Annotated in this window: 16 protein-coding genes and 1 pseudogene; 9 read left to right on the top strand and 8 right to left on the bottom strand. The window is 55.1% G+C overall.

Features of this window, described 5'->3' with window-relative positions:
- Positions 1-636 precede the first annotated feature (636 nt).
- Positions 637-1,305, top strand: a complete 669-nt coding sequence (locus ACYX34_RS13375) for a response regulator (RefSeq protein ID WP_462077068.1) — start codon at positions 637-639, stop codon at positions 1,303-1,305.
- 193 nt (positions 1,306-1,498) lie between these two features.
- On the opposite strand, the gene ACYX34_RS13380 is transcribed toward ACYX34_RS13375, so the two are convergent.
- A complete protein-coding gene (locus ACYX34_RS13380; RefSeq protein WP_462077069.1) occupies positions 1,499-2,179 on the bottom strand; it encodes a response regulator transcription factor in 681 nt (226 codons plus the stop codon).
- Positions 2,180-2,997: 818 nt separating this feature from the next.
- Here ACYX34_RS13380 and ACYX34_RS13385 point away from each other — a divergent pair.
- Together ACYX34_RS13385 and ACYX34_RS13390 are read left to right on the top strand one after the other, a co-directional pair.
- On the top strand, positions 2,998-4,059 hold the full coding sequence (locus ACYX34_RS13385) for a DUF481 domain-containing protein (RefSeq protein ID WP_462077070.1): 1,062 nt from the start codon (positions 2,998-3,000) through the stop codon (positions 4,057-4,059).
- The gene (locus tag ACYX34_RS13390) at positions 4,043-4,618 is read left to right on the top strand and encodes a Slp family lipoprotein (protein ID WP_462077071.1); all 576 of its coding nucleotides are present in this window, start codon (positions 4,043-4,045) and stop codon (positions 4,616-4,618) included. The genes ACYX34_RS13385 and ACYX34_RS13390 overlap by 17 nt, the downstream gene beginning before the upstream one ends.
- Positions 4,619-4,983: 365 nt before the next feature.
- Here ACYX34_RS13390 and ACYX34_RS13395 read toward each other — a convergent pair.
- Positions 4,984-5,181 (bottom strand): annotated as a pseudogene (locus tag ACYX34_RS13395) (hypothetical protein); the annotation flags it as partial.
- Between the two features lie 258 nt (positions 5,182-5,439).
- Here ACYX34_RS13395 and ACYX34_RS13400 point away from each other — a divergent pair.
- From ACYX34_RS13400 to ACYX34_RS13420, 5 genes are all read left to right on the top strand, one after another.
- Positions 5,440-6,279, top strand: a complete 840-nt coding sequence (locus tag ACYX34_RS13400) for an aldo/keto reductase family protein (RefSeq protein ID WP_462077072.1) — start codon at positions 5,440-5,442, stop codon at positions 6,277-6,279.
- A gap of 7 nt (positions 6,280-6,286) precedes the next feature.
- A complete protein-coding gene (locus tag ACYX34_RS13405; protein ID WP_462077073.1) occupies positions 6,287-6,655 on the top strand; it encodes a DUF488 domain-containing protein in 369 nt (122 codons plus the stop codon).
- Positions 6,625-7,071 carry a hypothetical protein gene (locus ACYX34_RS13410; RefSeq protein ID WP_462077074.1) on the top strand — a complete coding sequence of 149 codons (447 nt, stop codon included), beginning with the start codon at positions 6,625-6,627 and terminating at the stop codon, positions 7,069-7,071. Before ACYX34_RS13405 ends, ACYX34_RS13410 begins: the two co-directional genes overlap by 31 nt.
- Positions 7,072-7,207: 136 nt before the next feature.
- Positions 7,208-7,360 carry a hypothetical protein gene (locus tag ACYX34_RS13415; RefSeq protein WP_462077075.1) on the top strand — a complete coding sequence of 51 codons (153 nt, stop codon included), beginning with the start codon at positions 7,208-7,210 and terminating at the stop codon, positions 7,358-7,360.
- Between the two features lie 217 nt (positions 7,361-7,577).
- Complete coding sequence (locus ACYX34_RS13420; RefSeq protein ID WP_462077076.1) at positions 7,578-8,807, top strand: TIGR03862 family flavoprotein; 1,230 nt, start codon at positions 7,578-7,580, stop codon at positions 8,805-8,807.
- 39 nt (positions 8,808-8,846) lie between these two features.
- On the opposite strand, the gene ACYX34_RS13425 is transcribed toward ACYX34_RS13420, so the two are convergent.
- Entirely contained in the window at positions 8,847-9,560 is a 714-nt protein-coding gene (locus tag ACYX34_RS13425) for a hypothetical protein (protein ID WP_462077077.1), read from the bottom strand.
- A 213-nt stretch (positions 9,561-9,773) separates the two neighbouring features.
- Here ACYX34_RS13425 and ACYX34_RS13430 point away from each other — a divergent pair, with 213 nt between their 5' ends.
- The gene (locus ACYX34_RS13430; protein ID WP_462077078.1) at positions 9,774-10,382 is read left to right on the top strand and encodes a hypothetical protein; all 609 of its coding nucleotides are present in this window, start codon (positions 9,774-9,776) and stop codon (positions 10,380-10,382) included.
- Here the strand turns inward: ACYX34_RS13430 and ACYX34_RS13435 are convergent, their stop codons facing one another.
- From ACYX34_RS13435 to ACYX34_RS13455, 5 genes are all read right to left on the bottom strand, one after another.
- Positions 10,383-11,354, bottom strand: a complete 972-nt coding sequence (locus ACYX34_RS13435) for an acetyl-CoA carboxylase carboxyltransferase subunit alpha (protein WP_462077079.1) — start codon at positions 11,352-11,354, stop codon at positions 10,383-10,385.
- A 66-nt stretch (positions 11,355-11,420) separates the two neighbouring features.
- Positions 11,421-14,882 carry a DNA polymerase III subunit alpha gene (locus ACYX34_RS13440; RefSeq protein WP_462077080.1) on the bottom strand — a complete coding sequence of 1,154 codons (3,462 nt, stop codon included), beginning with the start codon at positions 14,880-14,882 and terminating at the stop codon, positions 11,421-11,423.
- A 346-nt stretch (positions 14,883-15,228) separates the two neighbouring features.
- Positions 15,229-17,469, bottom strand: coding sequence for a hypothetical protein (locus ACYX34_RS13445; RefSeq protein WP_462077081.1), 2,241 nt, complete (start codon positions 17,467-17,469; stop codon positions 15,229-15,231).
- A gap of 3 nt (positions 17,470-17,472) precedes the next feature.
- Positions 17,473-18,405 (bottom strand): OmpA family protein, encoded by a 933-nt coding sequence (locus ACYX34_RS13450; protein ID WP_462077082.1) that lies wholly within the window; start codon positions 18,403-18,405, stop codon positions 17,473-17,475.
- 259 nt (positions 18,406-18,664) lie between these two features.
- Positions 18,665-20,029 (bottom strand): hypothetical protein (locus ACYX34_RS13455; protein ID WP_462077083.1); only part of this gene is annotated, 1,365 nt, incomplete at its 5' end.

The following is a 20,029-nucleotide window of genomic DNA, read 5'->3' on the forward strand; positions in this document are numbered from 1 at the left end:
TTGATTGTCAGCGTAGGCTCCTTGCCGACAGGAAATGCCGATTCCGGTCTATCCAGGACCAACGAACACGGTAGGCTGGCATGACCTATCAGGCAACGCCGACGAGTAGAGGTAGATCCACTGGTTGGAATGCAGGAGTCGCGGTATTGTTGGTGACGCGCCAGGCCGTTCTCGTCTTCTTTGCCGATCTCTACGGTTCGTGGCAACGCGGGGCCAATCAAAACCCTAATGGCCTGATGCGCGAGTACTTGCCCAGAAGCACGGACCTGTCAGGCCGCACTCAGCGTAAGTTGAATGCCATCACGTGTCAGATCAATACGCGTTCGAAGACATGTCTCGGTCTTCCCACGCCGCTGAAAGTCTATGCGCAGCGGCGCCTTTGTTCGCCCGTTGCACGTGGATCTTGAAACGGTCTGCCACCATCTGCCATTTCAGCAATAGAGCACGATAGGGGAGGAGTGGAGCCGTGTATCTTGGAGATAGTCTAACGCCTGACTGGTGACAGACCGAAATGGGCGAGTGGTTGTGACGCCTCTTGACATTCTCACAGGTGCAGATGACACTACCAGCCGTAGGTTTGAATAGATCAGAAATGAGGGCAAAAGGCTCAGGGCTGTCTGGCCATGGAGGCTTCGGATGAAACCGAGAATATTGATTGCTGATGACCATCTGTTGGTTGCAGAGGGTATTCGGAAACTTCTTGAATCTGAAGTCGAGGTTCTTGGGGTATTCTCTGACGGCAGAGCTCTGACCAAGGCGGTGGAGGAGACCCACCCTGACTTAATCATCGTCGACATCTCGCTGCCTTTGCTGAACGGCTTAGATGCGGCCAGGCAAGTCAAACAGTTTGATCCGAAAGTTAAAATTTTGATGCTCACGATGCATGCAGACCAAGTGTTTGTGGTAGAAGCCTTTCGGCTTGGTGTCAGCGGATATGTGCTCAAGCAGTCGTTAGCCGGCGAACTCCAGCAGGCTGTGAGGGAACTCCTGAAAGGCAATACCTACATTTCTCCAAGCGTTGCGCAGGGCCTTATAGAGTATATGAATCGGCCGGCTCAAGTGAGGCAAGATGAAACAGGGGAAAGCGGCTTTGATCATTCTTTGAGTCCACGGCAGCGTGAAGTGCTGCAATTAGTAGCCGAGGGGCGATCGACAAAAGAAATAGCCTCCATTCTCAATGTTTCGACGAAAACAGTTGAGTTTCATCGTACGCGGATCATGAAAGAACTCGGGCTCAAGACCCGACCTGAGCTCACAAAATACGCCATCGCTAATGGCATTATCACACTTAACACGGTTACATGATCCGGTGTCTAATCCTGCTTAGATACGACCGACACTCATCAGGTCTCTTGGATTACGCTGGGTCGTCGTCGCGAACAGAGGGAGCCCACTGACTCTAAAGATACCAAGCGGCTCGCCTACCCCGTCCCTTCGAAGATTCCGATCTCAGAGCTTCTTCATAGCGCCCAATCAGAGGCCGCCATGTCTCATCTTCTTACGGTCGTTCTTGAGATGTTCGCCGGGTGGTGCCCAGCGAGGTCAGCCCCTGGGTCAAGGCAAATTTAGTGAGGTCGCTGGGTGAACGGAGCCCAATTTTTTTGAAGATGCTGGTTTTATGAAAGAGGACGGTCTTCTGAGAAATCTGTAACGTTTGTGCGATCATCTTTGTGGAGTCTCCGCGCGAAAGAAGCTGAAGAACCTGTTTTTGTCGTTCGGTCAACTGATTGGTGAAGCCACCGGGTTTCGTCCAGGGGAATTCTACTGAATCACGCACCTCCCCCATAATTCCTGGAGAAAGGTACCGCTCGTTACGGAGGACTGCGTGCACTGCCTTAATCAAGTCTGACGAGAGTGCTTGTTTCAGCACGTACCCTTTTGCGCCGACCCGAAAGGCTTCGCTTACATGTGTCGGTTCTTCCAGCATAGTCACAAACACGATTCGTGAGTTGGGCACCTGTTCTTTAAGACGGCGAGCCGTGCTGAAGCCATTTTGAGGAGGAATGACCGCGTCGAGCAGTATGACTTGTGGGCGCAAGGATCGCGCTTGGCTGACCAGCTCGTCCCCATCACCTACCGTGCCGAGGACCTCAAAGTCAGACTCCAGTAGTTGCCTGAGCCCTTCCGCGACAAGCGGATGGTCGTCGGCAATAAGCACAGTGGGTTTGAGGAGCGACATAGAATGCGACGTGCTAAGTCACGGTTTCTGCCGGAGTGAGATGCGCAATCACACTGATTCACATGGATTCGTTGATTTCATCGTACCACAGAGGATCTACTATACGCACAGTCAGGATGAGTCGACCCTGGACATTTCCCTAGCAAGTGTCGACAAAGTCCGCCGTCGGCACTCAGAGGCTCACTGTACAGAGAAGCGTACGCTTCGTTCCCTTGCTCGCTGCGGTCTTTCTGAATAATTTGCGGGACATTCTGGTTCCCCTGTGATCGCAAGCGAAGATCCAACTCCGAATCATCATATGGCTTGCCAATAACCTGCGAAGAGAGCATTGCACATCGAAAACCATGCGGCCCAAAAGTCATCCTATCCTTTCATCATCTATAACTTCCTGCTTTAATCGGGTGCCCTTGCCCTGATACCCTCCCAACTTTGGGAAACCAAGAGCGACGTGGGGTTACATCGATTATGGGGGTTGAGTTCGGTGCCATCACAGACCGAGCCTATCGACTTTGTCCCTGATGTGAAGTGCTCTCCCTGTTGGGGCAGCAAACGGATTTTGAACCACACTACAGTGCGATCTCCGCAAAGGTAACATCCGAAACACGTATTACTCAAAGGCTCTTTCACAGATGTGGGGGCTTGACAGTGACGTCCCTAACTGCATTATCACTGGGAGTTTCCATGCGGTCCCCCGTCCATAACACGGCCCGAATATCACGCGGTATGAGCTCCTGTTGGTCGAGTACCTATAGTCGCACCGTTCCCGCACGGAGCTGCGATGACATAGGGAGCACAACCTCGATGGCGACAACGCGCACGTGAGAGACGTGCTGATGGGAGTCCGGCGGGATAACACGAAGAGTGTGTCGAGCAGAGTCGTCCTGTGGTTCGTGATGCTCATAATGTTGGTCATCCCAACGGTATATGTGGGAGCAGCGGATGACATCATCCTTCTCAAGAACGGCGACCGCATCACGGGCAAGATACGATCTTTGGAATCCGACCAGATCGAAATCGCGACTTCCTATGCAGGAACCATCAGAATCGGAGTGGGAGAGATTCGGCGTCTTCAGCCGGCCATGCCGTTGTCGGTGACCGTGCACAAAGATGTGACGGTTCCCGAAGAGGTCGGCGAACGGGATGGAGATTATGTGATGGTGAAAGAGTTGTCGACCGATGGACCGTTGCGCCTTGAAGACATTAAGGCGATCGGTGTGAAGACCTTGTACCAACGTGGCAATATCAATTTGGGCGGGAACCATACGTCCGGAAATTCAAGCACGAATGCCTTGAACGCATCTGCAACATACCTTTTCCGCGAACGATGGCATCGCGTGCAGATGAACGGCAATTTCAACCGCGGTGAAGCGAACGGGCGCTTGGCCGCCGAGAACGCTACCGCTACCATGGCGTACGACTATCTGTTCTCACGACAGGTCTTCCTCTCCGGCCAACTCTTGGAAGAGCACGACCGGTTTCAGGATTTGACGCTCCGCAGCACAACTACGGTAGCTCTGGGGTATTACTTTTTCGACCGTACGAAGCATGCCCTCTCGATCGGTGTCGGTCCAGCCTTCGTCTACGAGAAGTTTCGGCCGAATCCCTCGACGGTCACACCAGCTGCCTCGTGGTTCGTGCGTTGGTATCAGGATCTACCTGGCGGGAGAGTAACCCTGTTTCATAACCATCAGGGATACCAAGACGTCATGAACCACATGGGAACGCGTATCGCGGCACAGCAGGGGATTCGGGTGCATGTCTATGACCCCATTTCGTTGTATTTCGAGTATAATATGCGCTTTAATTCTAATCCGGTACCTGGCCGGAAAACGGTGGACTCGTCACTGATCTTTGGGGTGAGCTATGTCTTCGAACGGTAGCAAGACAGAGTGCGCGGTGTCGCGCATGAAGCCGGTGCCTGTGGCGACTATCCTCCTCTCAAGCCTACTGACACTCTCCCTATGGGGATGCGGTGGCATCCCTCGCAAGTATGTGAACATGGCTGAACCAGGCTTGACGCTCACGGCGATTGACTCCGATCCGGATCGATATCGAGGAAGAGTCACAATGCTCGGGGGCACAATAGTCGAAGAAGAGGAACGCGAAGACCAGCTATTCATACGACTGACCAACCGCCCGCTCGATCAGGATTACAGGCCTCATCGTCCAATTGATCTGCAGGGTCCAGAGGGAGGCCACTACTGGGTGGTGGTGAAGGGCAAAATACCCCGTGGGTATCACAACTGGGCGCGCGTGACGGTGGTCGCACGTGTAACGGGTCTTCGACGACACGGTCAAGAACCGGTGTTCGCACTCCTCTACGTGCGAGGCTGGGGAATGAACCCAGCTCATGACATGGCTTGGGAGGAGACGATCGATGCCAACTATCTCCCCTCGGTACCTTCCAGTGTCGGACGTGAGTACGATCCCAGCCGTTAGAAGATCGGCTCCCTGCATGTGAGGAGGCGGAACCTCTTGGAGCGGGATCCGGTCGACACAATAGATCCGAGGAAAATCTGATGAATTATAAAATCCAGACGGCGATCAGTGAGATTTCCTTTGTTTTGCACAGGGACGGATTGAAGTCAGGGATAATACAGACTTTCCCTCATGCAAAATGGTCTGAACTCTTTTAAAAGGTGATCGGCAGTCGCCGGTACAGAATCCAAATGAACAGGCACACGAAGAACAAGACTCCGAAGGTGATCCATGCCGACGTTTGGTGGAGTAGTTGAGAGAACGTGCCCCATTCTTCTCCTAGGACTTGCGTTTCACAGCGCGATGATCTTGCCAGACGACATGGTTCAGATGCGTGCATTGTCGAATAGCGACCCCGGTGGTGTGGATCCGGCTGTACCGCAGAATCGCTGCGGTGGTGACGCTACTCTGGTCAATGGGGATTTTGCAGGGCACCTCTGGGGACCCATAGCTTTGCGGAAAAAGGTCTGAGCAGCGGCCTGATCACGCTGAGGCGTCAGCAAAACATCAACGGTGTACCCTGTTTGGTCTACTGCCTAGTACAAGTGGGTATATCTCCCCATAATTTTCATGTACGTCTCATTCATCTACCAACGCCATCCCACCAGACGCGGCTGGTTGCGAAAGGCTTTCTCCATCTCCGACGTGCACTTGATGCCTCACCGATTCAGTGGGGAGTGACCGACAGCCACGCCTCCTCCTGCATCGGGGGGGCTTCATCCCGAAGTTGAGACTACCAGCCTGAACTGTGTATGGTACCAGCATTCATAGGAGATGCTGCGATGCCATTGACTACCTATAATAACGTCATGATTCCCTCATTTATGTACGGCACGGCTTGGAAGAAAGAGGCCACCACCGGGCTGGTGCTGCAAGCGGTGGAAGCGGGATTCACGGCGATCGATACGGCGAATCAACTCGTGCATTACGATGAGGCGCGGGTGGGGGAGGCGCTCGTACAACTCACGAAGCAGGGCATCGCCCGCGACAAATTGTTTCTGCAAACCAAGTTCACCCCGGTCAATGGTCAGGATCATCGCCTGCCGTACGATGCGCGGGCAAGTATCACCACCCAGGTGCTGCAGTCGTTTGCCAGTTCCCTCGATCATCTCCATACGGACTATCTTGATTCGTATGTCCTGCATGGCCCCTATTCCCGACGAGGCTTAGGAGCTGAGGATTGGGAGGTCTGGGCGGCGATCGAGTCCCTCTACGACGCCGGTAAGACAAAGACGATTGGGATCAGCAATGTCTCAGCGGAGCAGTTGACTGTGCTCTGTATGCAAGCCAAGCACAAGCCGATGATGGTGCAGAATCGCTGTTACGCGGCGTTCGGGTGGGATCAAGAAGTGCGCGAAATATGCCGGGAGAACCAGATAATTTATCAGGGGTTTTCTCTTCTGACTGCTAACCGCGAGGTCTTCGCTGAATCGGCTATCCGGACGATGGCAGCCAAATATCAGACCGGCCTCGCCCAGATCGTGTTTCGCTTTTCACAGCAGGTCGGCATGCTGCCTTTGACTGGCACCACCAACCAGCAACACATGCGAGAAGATCTTGCGTCTGATGGGTTCACGCTCTTGCCAGATGAATTAGCGATGATCGAGGCTATCGGACAATAGCGTGTGCATGAAGGTGTTCATCAAACGGATTTATGAACCGGTGGCCAAGTCGGATGGCTTCCGCGTGTTGGTCGATCGCCTGTGGCCACGTGGGCTTTCCAAATCTGAAGTGAAGCTTGATCTATGGCTTCCAGACCTCGGTCCATCGACCGCTCTCCGCCAATGGTTCAACCATGACCCTGCTCGATGGAAGGAATTCAACCGTCGCTACTTTGCTGAATTGAAAGACAAAACGGCCTTCTTGACAGCGATCACCGAACAGGCCAAGACCCGTTCCGTGACGCTTCTCTATTCCGCCAAGGATGAAGAGCACAACCAAGCCGTCGCGCTACGGAGTTACCTACTATGGTTACAAGACAAGAAAGGGGATATCTGAGCAAACACGTTGTGCAGTTGGAACGGACCGGCTGTGGCATCGCTGCCGTGGCCGCGATTGCCGGCGTATCCTATCGTCAAGCTCAACGGACCGCGAATGGCCTCGGCATCTTTGCCGGCGATCGTCGATTGTGGTCTGAAACCGGCCATATCCGCCGCCTCTTGAGAGAGTATTGCCTACGGCCGGCATCGATCGAGCGGCCCTTTCGTTCATGGAATAGCCTTCCGAATTTGGCGTTGCTCGCCGTCAAATGGCATTACGGACAGGGTCGGCCATACTGGCATTGGGTAGTGTTTGTCCGAGATCATGAGGGGGAACGGGTGTTGGACTCGAAGCGGTTGCTGAAGCGGCATGTGAGAACTGACTTCGGAAGAATGAAGCCAAAGTGGTACATAGCGGTAGCGAAGAATCGCTGAACGGCGCGCTTCCTCTGGTCAACACTACTGAGTTTGATGTTCTTCTAACATATAGATGTGGGTGTCCGATGGTACATGGTTTATCGGTGGAGAGGGGAGGCTTGCCCTAGAAGGCGACGCCGGGTAATGTGTTTTGATGGACGACACGGTTTGGACGATTCTCATCGGGATCGGTGGGGTGGTGCTGTGGATGGTGATTCACCAGCGGTATCGCCGCTGGAAGGCCGGCAAGTTAGCTGACAAGATGTTGGACGACGTGATCAAAGGCAAGGACGCTTTTCGGCGGTAAAGCGAGAGCTTCCAGTCTTTATCGCTAAGCGAGTGAACGATCAGGGCTTGTCGCTTTCTGGTATGAAATCCCGTATGCAACGGGGACGCACGAAGGTCGAGCAGATGCTCGACAACCGTTGCATGATCGAACTGGATCGCCGAAGTGGGATCGTCGATTATGAAGTGCGCAACAGGGGGTGTGATTCCTGCAGTCTATCGTCTCCAAAGGCCGACAGGTGAAGGTTGTCATTATCGGTGGTGGTCCGGCCGGACTCATGGCTGCCGAAGCGGCAGTGACAGTCGGTGCTGAGGTCGAGCTGTATGATGCCATGCCGTCGGTTGGGCGGAAGTTCCTCCTGGCAGGAAAAGGTGGCTTGAATCTCACACATTCGGAGTCAATAGAATCCTTCCTTTCACGCTATGGCACCCGGCGGGCGTTCATCGAGCCGGCGATCAGATCATTTCCCCCAGCGGCTCTCCAGACCTGGGCTCGTGAACTTGGTGTGGAGACGTTCGTTGGGACGTCTGGACGCATCTTTCCCACTGACTTGAAAGCGGCGCCGCTCTTACGGGCATGGTTGCGTCGGTTGAAGCAGCATGGTGTCCAGTTTCATGTTCGACATCGATGGTGCGGCTGGGATGAGCAGGGGAGACTTCGTTTTCTTGCCTCAAGGGGGATGTCACTCATCCAGGCGGATGCGGTGGTATTGGCCTTAGGTGGAGGCAGTTGGCCTCAACTGGGATCCGATGGTGCATGGGTGAACATGCTATCCGACCGACATGTGCCAGTTGTCCCCTTGCAGCCAGCCAATTGCGGTTTTGATGTCCAGTGGAGCGAGCATGTACGTACAAGGTTTGCTGGACATCCCGTCAAAACGGTGACGATCACGATGAAGGCTGCGGACGGTTCGAGGATCCGTCGCAAGGGAGAGTTCGTCATCACAACATACGGTGTGGAAGGCGGGATCATCTACACGGTCTCTGCCACGATTCGCGATATGATCGCTGCCGAAGGAAGGGCGACTATCTGGCTTGATCTCGTTCCAGATCGACCGCTGACGCGACTGGCACAGGATCTTTCACGTCCACGCGGAAAACGTACGCTTGCGACGCATCTCGCACGATATGCCGGACTCACCGGAGTGAAAGCAGGCCTTTTGCGCGAGGTTGTGTCAAACGAAGTATTAGCCGATCCTGTTCGCTTGGCAGCTGCTATCAAGTCCCTCCCGCTGATGCTGGTCGTTCCCAGGCCGCTGAAGGAAGCCATCAGTACAGCTGGTGGTGTCTCGTTCGAAGCACTTGATGGCAACTTGATGGTGCGTTCCCTCCCCGGTGTGTTCTGTGCAGGAGAAATGTTGGATTGGGAAGCACCGACAGGTGGTTATCTGCTCACAGCCTGTCTCGCAACCGGTCGTCTTGCAGGAATGAAGGCTGCGCAATGGAGCCATGTACGTGCGTCGCCATAAACATAAGGATGTGGTATCAGCAACGAGGATGGAGGGGGCTCAGCTCAACAGCCAATTCCAGAACGTGGTGAGCCAGCTGAAGATCATGTCGACCCACGAGGTGTCCGTTCCTGGAGCGTCCGCACTCATCGACGGTGATGGGACTGATGGTGTGGCTGGTGATAGACTCGGTAGAGCAGGCGCAGGTTCTGGTAGCTGAGCTACAATGGGTTCTTGCGCTGGTAATTCTGACACGATTGCCGGTTCAGCGGCAAGGGCCTGAGCGATGGCCAGCTCCTCTTCATCCGATGCAATAGGTAGAGAGGCTTGAACCTCCTCCACTTCCTGTTTATAGTGCGCGGCCGTACTCTGCAATGATGCGCGCTCGTGCCGAAGGTCTGCGATCTTACGTGCAAGATTCCAACTCTGGTTCATCAACACCGCAATCTGTCCTTTGAGTGAGGTCAGCATGGCCTCTGCCCGCTGTCTCATGACCGGCAACTGCTCTTCCTCACGCTGGATGGACGCGCGTAGTTCAGCCATGGTCGCGTCCTCATGCCGATTGGCGGCCTGTAGCCCAGCAATTTGCTGGTCAAGTTCCTTCACTTCGTCTCGAACCGATTCAAGTGCTCGTGCGTGTTCCTGTGCCTCGGCCTTCAGTCGTTCGTAAGCACTTCGACTGACGCAGCCAACTTCCGTGCATAGTACCCCCACGAGCACACACACAATGATCCGTTGCAGGACTCCTGGGATTGTGGTGGTAGGGTTTGTCATAGGCCTCGCCTCATGGGTTAGATTGACCAGAAGCACTCGTGCCTGGATGCGCTGTTGGTTCGATGGGGAGCCGGGCGAATGTCTCAAAAGCCGGTAAATGCTGCAAGCATGGCAAAGATGTACACAGATTGGGGTGGGGTGTCAAGTCCTTCGGTGATCGATAGCGTGCTTGCTTGGACAACGTGGGTCCGTTGTGCGTACCATGTGACCATCATGACAACTGAGCCGCTCGTCTCCATTCAGCTTCCACTGGTCTGCGAAGCCGCCTTACTTGAACGGTTTCTCAAAGCAGAGGCTATGGCCCTGTGGACGGTGCGATCGGCACGGTTACAGGATGTGCCTCCGAACGTCTACACGTTTCTTAGAAAACATGAGGAAGATGAGCAGAAGCATCTGGCCCAATTTGAGACGTTGATCGGTCGGCAGCCGCGTGAACGCGATCGCCTTCCCTCTGTCCCACGACAATGGTCGGCATTAGCAGTGCAGATCTATGGATATGAATCATTGGGGTTGGAATTCGCTCGCCTCTTGTTGACGCTGCGGCCAGATCTTGCCTCGATTCTTAACGACGAAATCATTCATGTGGGCTTCTTCGAGCGAGAGGTTCGGCGCATTCTCTGTGGAGCTCCCGATGCTGCTGAGCAGGCACGCGCGTCGGCACGCGCGTGGTGGAAGAGATTACCCAAAACGGTCGGACGGTATTTGGAAGCGCCCGTACTCGACCCGTTTCGAGAACGTCTGACGACGCATATTCTTGAGACGGTCGAGCGAAGATTCGTGACGACGGGATTGCTGGACCAAAGGGTAGCGCTGCAAGGGTGATTAGGCCGGTTCGACGATGAGGCCGGTTACGGCTCCCATCTTCCGGTATTTCTGGTCTCGTTGTGCAACGAGTTGGTTGACTGGCAGATCAAGTAACTCAAACAGTTGGTTGGTGAGCGTCTTTCCGACAAGATCGCAGATCGCACCCGGTTCGCGGTGGGCTCCTCCCAGGGGTTCGGGCACGATGGTGTCAATCACGCCCAGCTCCAAGAGGTCTTGGGCTGTCATTTTCAATGCTGATGCAGCCGTCGGAACTTTTTCTGGACTGTCCCACAGAATCGCGGCACATCCCTCCGGTGAAATCACCGAATAGACTGAATGCTCCAGCATCAAGACACGGTCGGCGACACCGAGCGCCAACGCTCCTCCGCTTCCACCTTCACCGATGACGACTGAGATAATCGGGACGGTCAACCGAGACATGACGAACAAGTTCCGTGCGATGGCTTCAGCTTGGCCCCGTTCTTCGGCGCCGATTCCAGGATAGGCTCCCGGTGTGTCGATAAAGGTCATGATGGGACGGTTGAACTTTTCCGCCAGCTTCATGAGACGGAGGGCTTTCCGGTACCCTTCCGGGTTTGGCATGCCGAAGTTTCGTTGCATGCGTTCTTTGAGCGTCTTGCCCTTCTGATGCCCGATCATCATCACCGGGCGGTCATTGAATCGGGCAAACCCCCCGACGATGGCCCGGTCATCTCCATAGACGCGGTCGCCATGAAGCTCAAGGAAATCTCGCGTCAGCGCATGAATATAGTCGAGTGTGCTGGGCCGTTGAGGATGACGAGCGAGCTGTGTTCTCTGCCAGGGCGTTAGGTTCTTGTACAATTCGTGTTCGACCTGCGCCAGTTTGGCCCGAAGTTTTCGAATGTCGTTTTGGGAGCTGGGCTTCCCGCTGGTTGCGGCAGCCGAGAGCTTCTCGATTTTTTCTTCGATTTCCCGGAGCGGCTTTTCAAACTCGAGATAGTCGCGCATGGATGTCGGTCGATTCCTTCCGGTGGTTGCGGACCAGTTTTAACTGATCCCCAATAGTACTGGTTCCTACGATAACAAAGAAAGGGCCCCTTTGCCTAGTACTTCCTCGACATCCGACACGAAATGGTCACTGGGGCAGACCGTCAGGTTGGGAAGGGGATTGGTTTCGGCTTCCAGACTTGCTTCCGTCCGGAACAACATGGAGATGGTCGTGCTGCCAGGATGTCGACGGAAGACATCGAGCAAGCGAGGTAATTGTTCCCGCACCTCCGGGTGATCCGTGAGACGAATGCGGATACGTTTGATAGATTGTGTTTGAACCTGTGCCAATGGTTCAATTTTACTTCCGCGAAGCTTCGTTCCTTTATCGCCGCGATCGATCGTCCCGGTAATGCGCACGAGCTGTTCGGGTGTCAGCATCTCACCGGCTGTCTTAAACAAGTCGGGGAATACGATGACTTCCGTCGTTCCCTGCAGATCTTCGATCGTGAGATAAGCCATGCGATCGCCCTTCTTCGTCAGCATGGATTTGACGGTGGCGATCACCCCACAGATCTTGACTTCACTCCCATCCGTACAATCTTTCAACCCTGTCGTTGTGGTGGTGGACAAGGCACCCAGCATTGCTTCGTATCGCGTCAATGGGTGGGCGGAAATATAAAAGCCGGTGAGTTCGCGTTCGTATTTCAATCGTTGTGTCTGATCCCATTCCGGCACCGAAGGTAATGGAGGGATCGGCAAGGGCGCAGATAGTCCGTGCCCATTCATCTCCTCGCCAAAGATGCTGATCTGGCCACACTCACGCTCGCGCTGGGCCGCTGCTCCTTCCTCCACTGCTTGATCCAGCACCGCAATCAGTTGGGACCGCTTGGCTCCGGTGGAATCAAAGGCACCGGCTTTGATTAGGCCTTCCAGCATCCGCTTGTTGACCTTGTGGAGATCAACTCGTCGGCAGAAGTCAAAGAAGGAGGTGAAGGGGCCGGTCTGAGTCCGCACGTCCAAGACCGACTCCACGGCGCCTTCGCCGACATTCTTAATGGCGGCCAACCCGAATCGGATGACTCCTTCGGCGACGGCAAAGTGCTTTTGGCTGGCGTTCACATCGGGGCCCAACACTTTGATCCCCAAATCTCGACATTCCGTGAAATAGCCGACCAGCTTGTCTTGGTTCCCCATATCGGTCGTCATGAGGGCTGCCATAAACTCGGTCGGATAGTGCGCCTTGAGATATCCTGTTTGGTAACAGACAACGGCATAGGCTGCGGCATGTGATTTATTGAACCCATATCCGGCGAACTTCTGAATCAACTCATAAAGCTTCTCAGCCTTCTTCTCGGGAATTTTCTTCTGTGTTGCGCCGTCGATGAACTTGACGCGCAGTTTTTCCATTTCCTCGGGCTTCTTCTTCCCCATCGCCCGACGAAGGATATCGGCTTGTCCCAATGAAAAGCCGGCGACCTTGTTGGCGATCGCCATGACTTGTTCTTGGTAGACGATCACCCCGTAGGTATCTTTGAGGATCGGTTCCAATTCCGGAACCTCGTAGGCGATGGTGACCTTGCCCTGTTTCCGCTTGATGAAGTCCGGGATAAGGTCCATAGGGCCCGGTCGATAGAGCGCGATAATAGCGATGATATCTTCGAACCGATCGGGTTTCAGTCCGGTGAGCAGATCTCGCATGCCGGAACTTTCCAGTTGGAACAGTCCGGTGGTTTTTCCGGAGCTCAACAGTGCAAAGGTGGCCTGGTCATCGAACGGGATCTGATCAATGACGAGCGGGGGCGCATCGGAGTGCGTCTCGTTGATCAAGGTCTCGGCCCGGCGAATCATCGTGAGTGTCTTGAGGCCCAGGAAATCGAATTTTACCAAGCCGATTTTTTCAACGTCTCCCATCGAATATTGGGTGACGACTTCGTCGTTGGCGCCTTTGTAGAGCGGGACATGGTCGGTGAGGGGGCCTTCGGAGATCACGACACCGGCTGCGTGGGTTGAGGCATGTCGTGCGAGGCCTTCCAAGGACTGGGCATTCGTCATCAGTTCTTTGACCTTGGGATCGGTGTCGACCAACTCACGTAAACGAGGTTCTGTTTCCAAGGCCTGCTGGAGGGTGATATTCAATTGGTTGGGAACGAGTTTCGCGACCTTATCCGCGTCGGCGTACGACATCTCCAACACACGTCCCACATCGCGGATGGCGGCTTTGGCACCAAGCGTTCCAAAGGTAATGATCTGGGCGACATGGTCGGTGCCGTATTTCTCCACCACATAATTGATGACCTCTCCACGGCGCTCCATGCAGAAGTCCATATCGATATCGGGGAGGGAAACGCGTTCAGGATTCAAGAATCGCTCGAACAGGAGGGTGTATACCAGCGGATCAAGATCCGTAATCCGAAGCGCATAAGCCACAAGACTTCCGGCTGCCGAACCTCGCCCCGGTCCTACCGGAATGCCTCGGGACCGGGCAAAGCGAATGATATCCCAGACAATGAGAAAGTAGCCGGCAAACCCCATCGAACAGATGACCATGAGTTCTTCACGAAGCCGTTGATCATAGACCGCCGAGGCGATGCGACTGGGGCGCTCCTTGAGTCGTGCTTGTAGGCCCGTCAGGGCGAGATGTTCGAGATAGGACTCACGGTCCTTGAACCCGTCCGGGATCCGATACTGCGGGAGATACGTCTTGTTCAATGGAAGGTCGAGTGCACAATGATCCGCGATGCGGCATGTGTTCGACACCGCGCCTGGGAATTCCGCGAACGCCGGTGCAATCTCCTCTGTGGATTTGACGTAAAGCTGGTCCGTATCAAACTTCATCCGGCTTGAATCGCTGACCGTTTTTCCTGTTTGGAGGCACAGCATGAGCTCATGGGGACGCGCATCGTCCTTATTCAGGTAGTGACAATCGTTGGTGCCAGCCATTGGGATGCCGAGTTTCTTATGGATTTCCACAAGGCCGGCGTTTGCGATGCGCTGGTGATCGAGTCCGTTCGCCTGCACTTCCAGGTAGAAATGGTCCTTTCCAAAAATCTCTTGAAATTCTCCGGCCACCGCCATGGCCCCGGCCATATCCTGTTGGCCGATGAGATAGGGAATTTCACCGCTCAAGCAACCCGAGAGCGCAATGATGCCATCGTGATGCAGCTGTAATAATTCTTTGTCGATTCGAGGCTTATAGTAGAACCCTTCAAGATATCCTTTGCTCACCAGCTTGATGAGGTTCTGGTAGCCGCTGAGATTTCTCGCCAAGAGGATCAGATGATAATAGTCGTTATGCGCAAGCCCGCTATCTTTCTTGGCATGTCGGCTGCCTAACGCCATATAGGCTTCACAGCCGATAATCGGCTTGACGCCTACCTCTTTTGCTTTGCGGTAAAACTCGACCGCGCCGAACATGTTGCCATGGTCGGTCATCGCGACGGCCGGTTGGTTGAACGATTTGATTTGACGCACCAGCGGCTCGATCTGGTTGGCGCCGTCAAGGAGGCTAAATTGTGTGTGAAGATGAAGATGAACGAAAGAAGACACGAACAGTAAACCTCGTTGTGCGATTGTAGTCAGGGTGAACGGAGGAGTCAACGGCAGGTCGTGGCCGTGAGGCAGGGCCCGGACTATTTACCTACGCTTCTCCTGCAGCCGTTGATACGAGACGACGCTACTGGTTGCTCATATCTTTGATCCTGCGTCTGAGGCTTCATGTCCACCGTCTCACGGCATGCAGAAACATCAAACATGAAACTATCGGTTGAAATGCTTCATGGGATCCGTTGTTCTGACGGTGTGGTCCCTTGACTATGCGCGACATCCTAAGCCGTGCTCTCATTTCAGGGCAGAGGCTTGTTGCCGGGTGACAAACCGGCATGAATGAGGCGGGTTAGAGTCGTTCCTTGTACTTTTGGTAGTGTTGCTTCTTCGCTCCCGCAATCCAATTCTCGCGATTAATCCGGTCGGGATCGGTTGCGAGTTTTTTGGCAATTTTCTCAATATCCTCAGGTTTCCATCGGGCGATCTGGATAAACGTCCGGGTGCCGAGCTTCTGCAGGGTTTCGGCAAAGACCGGGCCGATCCCTGCGATCTTTTTCAGATCGTCAGCCTGGACAGGCTTGGTGATTTTGGCGGGACTGCTGGGAGCGGTTGCTCCGGCCCCATTGGGACGAGGCTGTTGTGGAGCGGGTGCCGTTGCTCCAGCTGCCGGGGCTGTGCGCAGAGTTGCACGCAGTTCGCGCAGGCGTTTTTGTAGGCGCTCAATCTGCTCGTCTTTTTCTGGAATACTCTGAACTTCTTTCTGGAGGGCCTGACGTTCGGTGTGGAGATCCTGTAGTTCGTGCTGGAGGGTCGCCACTTGTTTGTCTCGTTCCTGTATCCGTTGCTCAGCGAGGTGATATTGGGCCTGGAGGTCTTCGCGGATCCGGTTTTGTTCGAGAAGTTTTGCGGTCTCGCCTTCGAGGGTTTGGACGGTCTGCGCATGGGTGCGTTTCCATTCCGTAATCGTCGCCTCTTTCTCACGCAGCAGATGAGTCGCTGGCACCAGGTCCTCAATCCGTCGGTCACGGTCAGTGAGGGCTCGTTCGAGTTGTTGGATCATGGTGCGATGAGCGGCTTCCCGATCACTCAGCTCGACTTCCAGTTGGTGGATACGATCTTGTGCCGCCTGAAGCTCCTTGACTTGGGCACGCAGCCGATCCCGATCGGCCAATCCTTCGTTCAGTTGCGCAATGTGGTCTCGGAGTACCCGGATCTCTTCTTTGAGGACCTCCCGAGCTTGCTCGGCAGCCTGACAGGCCTGCTGGGCATCTCGAAGTTCATCCATTTGGACAGCGGCACTGGCATCACTCTCTCCAATCCGTTGATCGCGCTCGGCGAGGGCTCGTTCGAGTTGTTGGATCATGGTGCGATGAGCGGCTTCCCGATCACTCAGCTCGACTTCCAGTTGGTGGATACGATCTTGTGCCGCCTGAAGCTCCTTGACTTGGGCACGCAGCCGATCCCGATCGGCCAATCCTTCGTTCAGTTGCGCAATGTGGTCTCGGAGTACCCGGATCTCTTCTTTGAGGACCTCCCGAGCTTGCTCGGCAGCCTGACAGGCCTGCTGGGCATCTCGAAGTTCATCCATTTGGACAGCGGCACTGGCATCACTCTCTCCAATCCGTTGATCGCGCTCGGCGAGGGCTCGTTCGAGTTGTTGGATCATGGTGCGATGAGCGGCTTCCCGATCACTCAGCTCGACTTCCAGTTGGTGGATACGATCTTGTGCCGCCTGAAGCTCCTTGACTTGGGCACGCAGCCGATCCCGATCGGCCAATCCTTCGTTCAGTTGCGCAATGTGGTCTCGGAGTACCCGGATCTCTTCTTTGAGGACCTCCCGAGCTTGCTCGGCAGCCTGACAGGCCTGCTGGGCATCTCGAAGTTCATCCATTTGGACAGCGGCACTGGCATCACTCTCTCCAATCCGTTGATCGCGCTCGGCGAGGGCTCGTTCGAGTTGTTGGATCATGGTGCGATGAGCGGCTTCCCGATCACTCAGTTCGATTTCGAGCTGGTGGACGCGGTCTTGGGTTGCCTCGAGCTGTTTGACCTGGGCGCGTAACCGATCTCGATCGGCCAATCCTTCGTTCAGTTGCATGATATGTTCACGCAAGACTCCCACTTCTCGTTCCATGACGTCCCGAGCCTGCTCGGCGTTTCGACAGGTCTGTTGCGCCCCTTTCAGTTCATGCGTCTGCGTGGCGAGAGTTGCTTCCATTTCGTTCATGCGTCGGCGAGTCGCGGCTCCTTCTGTTTCAGCATGTGTCAGTTGCTTTGATCGGGTGGTGAGCTCCGCTTCGAGGGCTTTGAGCCGTTCATTCCGTGCGATCAGCTCTCGTTGAACGGACGAATGCAGTGTTTCGGATGACATGATCTTTTGTTCAAGAATCTGCACCGCCGAGGTCTTGACCTTTAAATCATGTGCCATTCCGTCCAGAGCCTGCTCCTTGGTCCGTAACAGGCCAGCGAGGTCATGAGTCGGATGCTCCGGTGAGCGTTTCGGGCGTTGTCGCATCCACCAGCCGACCCCAAATCCGATTCCTGCTGCAATCAGGAGGCAGCCGACCATCTGGCTAATCAGCGTCATCATAGGTCACGTGGTCCTTATCATGAGCAACTCGATCCGTTGATTCTGCGGGAGACCAGGCTGGTATTTTCGGTTTGACAGAGGACGTGTCGATCCGTAGCCGATGGTCGTAAACGGGTTTGTGAGTCCCTGCCTCGTCAAGTATTGCTTGACCGCATCGGCCCGATGTCGGCTCAACTGTAAATTATGCTCTGCCGCACCACCAATATCGGTATGGCTGGCAATTTCAATGGGGGCGGTCGGAACTTTTTGTAGGAGGACGACAATGTGATCCAGAACTGCATGACCTTTGGCCGTGATCGTGGCGCTGTCCGGTTCAAACTCGATCGAGGACTTTGCGAGAACCTGGTTCAGTGACAACTGTAGGGCTGAAAGCGAAACAGAAGTGGGGGGCGAGGTCGTTGTCGGTGCGACCATCACGCGGTCTTCAATGGTTAACCCCGCGCGTACTGCAGGAGCGATCGCATGGAGGACATCCGCTTTTTCACGAGGACTCGAGACCTGACCGGTCAGGACCAGGGAATGTCCATCAATGATGATGGAGCCACGTTCCACCATCCAGCCTAAGATCGGCAGAAGTTGTGGAATGGTGTCCACCCATGTGGCTGCACCGACTTGCGGATCAACGGTGAACTGGTCGGTCACACGGATCCCCTTCTTGGCATACAGGGTATGTGCTTGTTGAAGAATCGCCGTCTTGCTTCGTTCACTGGGCAATGAGCCGCGAAACACCAGGCTGTTTTGTTGGAAACTGATATAGAGAGAGGCTGGTGTGATGGCTGCAGCCAGGGGCTGCGAGGGGAGATGTCGAGGAATGCACACCACCGCGAACAATATCAGTGCGACGAGCCCACCAGCCAGAATTCTCGCACGCCTCATGAACTCGGCCCGTTGCGGATGGTTCTGATCACTGGATTGCGGGTCCTGACGGTACCACATGTCACGACTATGTACTAGGTGAGAGCTGCCCAGTCAAGCCGGTCAACTACAGAGGGGATCACAATCTGGTTGCGATTTGATCACAGCCGGGCTGTACAGTTGCAATGGTAGTGATGAATCCTATTGAACCTGATACCCCATCCCCATTCAATAGATCGTGGGAAACAGCTCGGGAACCGAACGACCTGATGGTGGACCAGAGTCTGGAATCCACCCTACTCGAGTCACTACCGAACCCTTCTTACGGAAGGAAGAGGGATTAAAGGCGTTCTCCGTATTTTTGGTAGTGCTGTTTCTTGGCGGCGGCGATCCAATTCTCCCGCTTAATCCGCGCTGGATCAGTCGCGAGTTTCTTGGCGATCTTCTCCACATCCTCGGGTTTCCATCGAGCGATTTGAATAAAGGTGTGGGTACCCAGCTTCTGAAGCTGGTCGGCAAGGACCGGTCCAATACCGTGGATCTTTTTGAGGTCATCGTGTTGCGCGGGCGTGCTCACTTTCGGTGACCCCCCTGAGGCCTGTGCCTCCGCCCCATTCGAGCGAGATGGGCGAGTGGAGACGGTGGGTGACGGAGGCGTCGCCCGTAGGGTTGCCCGCAGCTCTTTGAGCCGCTTTTGCAGGCGATCGATCTGCTCGTCTTTTTCCGGAATACGCTGCACTTCCTTACGGAGAGTTTGTCGTTCCGCGTGCAGGTCCTTCAGCTCGTGCTGGAGGTTGGCAATCTGGGTGTCGCGTTCCTGCAGCTGTTGTTCGTCGAGTTGATGTTGCGCCTGGAGTTGGTCTTGGACTGCACAGGATTCTTGGAACTTGGCGGCTTCCGCTTCGAGGTCCTGCATCGCGCACGCGTGGGTCCGTTCCCATTCTTTGATCGTCGCTTCTTTCTCGTGCAGGAGGTGGGCCGCCGGCACCAGCTCGTCGATGCGATGGTCACGGTCGGCCAGTGCCCGTTCAAGTTGCTGGATGGTGGCGCGATGAGCGGCTTCCCGATCACTCAGTTCGACTTCCAGCTGATGTACGCGGTCTTGGGTCGCCTCCAGCTTCTTCACCCGGGCGCGGAGTCGTTCCCGGTGGGCCAGGCTTTCATTGAGTTGGGCAATCTGCTCACGAAGGACGCGGATTTCCTCTTTCAGGACTTCGCGGGTCTGTTCGGCGGTTCGGCAGGCCTCCAGGGCATCCTGAACTTCGTCCGCCTGCGCGGTCGCCATCGAATCGAACTCATTGATGCGCCGGTCTCGCTCCGCGAGGGCCTGCTCCAGTTGCTGGAGTGTCGCGCGATGGGCGGCTTCCCGGTCACTGAGTTCGACTTCCAGCTGATGCACGCGGTCTTGTGCCGACTCCAATTTCTCCATGCGGGCTCGGATCTGATCCCGGTCTGCCAGCCCCTCGTTGAGTTGGGCGATCTGTTCACGGAGGACGCGGATTTCCTCTTTCAGGACTTCGCGGGTCTGTTCGGCGGCCTGACAGGCCTGCTGCGCACCACGGAGTTCATCTGTCTGGGCAGCGGCACTCGCATCGAACATCCCAATCCGCTGATCACGCCCGGCGAGGGCTTGTTCGAGTTGTTGGATCATGGTGCGATGGGCAGCTTCCCGATCACTGAGTTCGACTTCCAGCTGATGCACGCG

The sequence above is a fragment of the Nitrospira sp. CMX1 genome, from assembly GCF_054902215.1.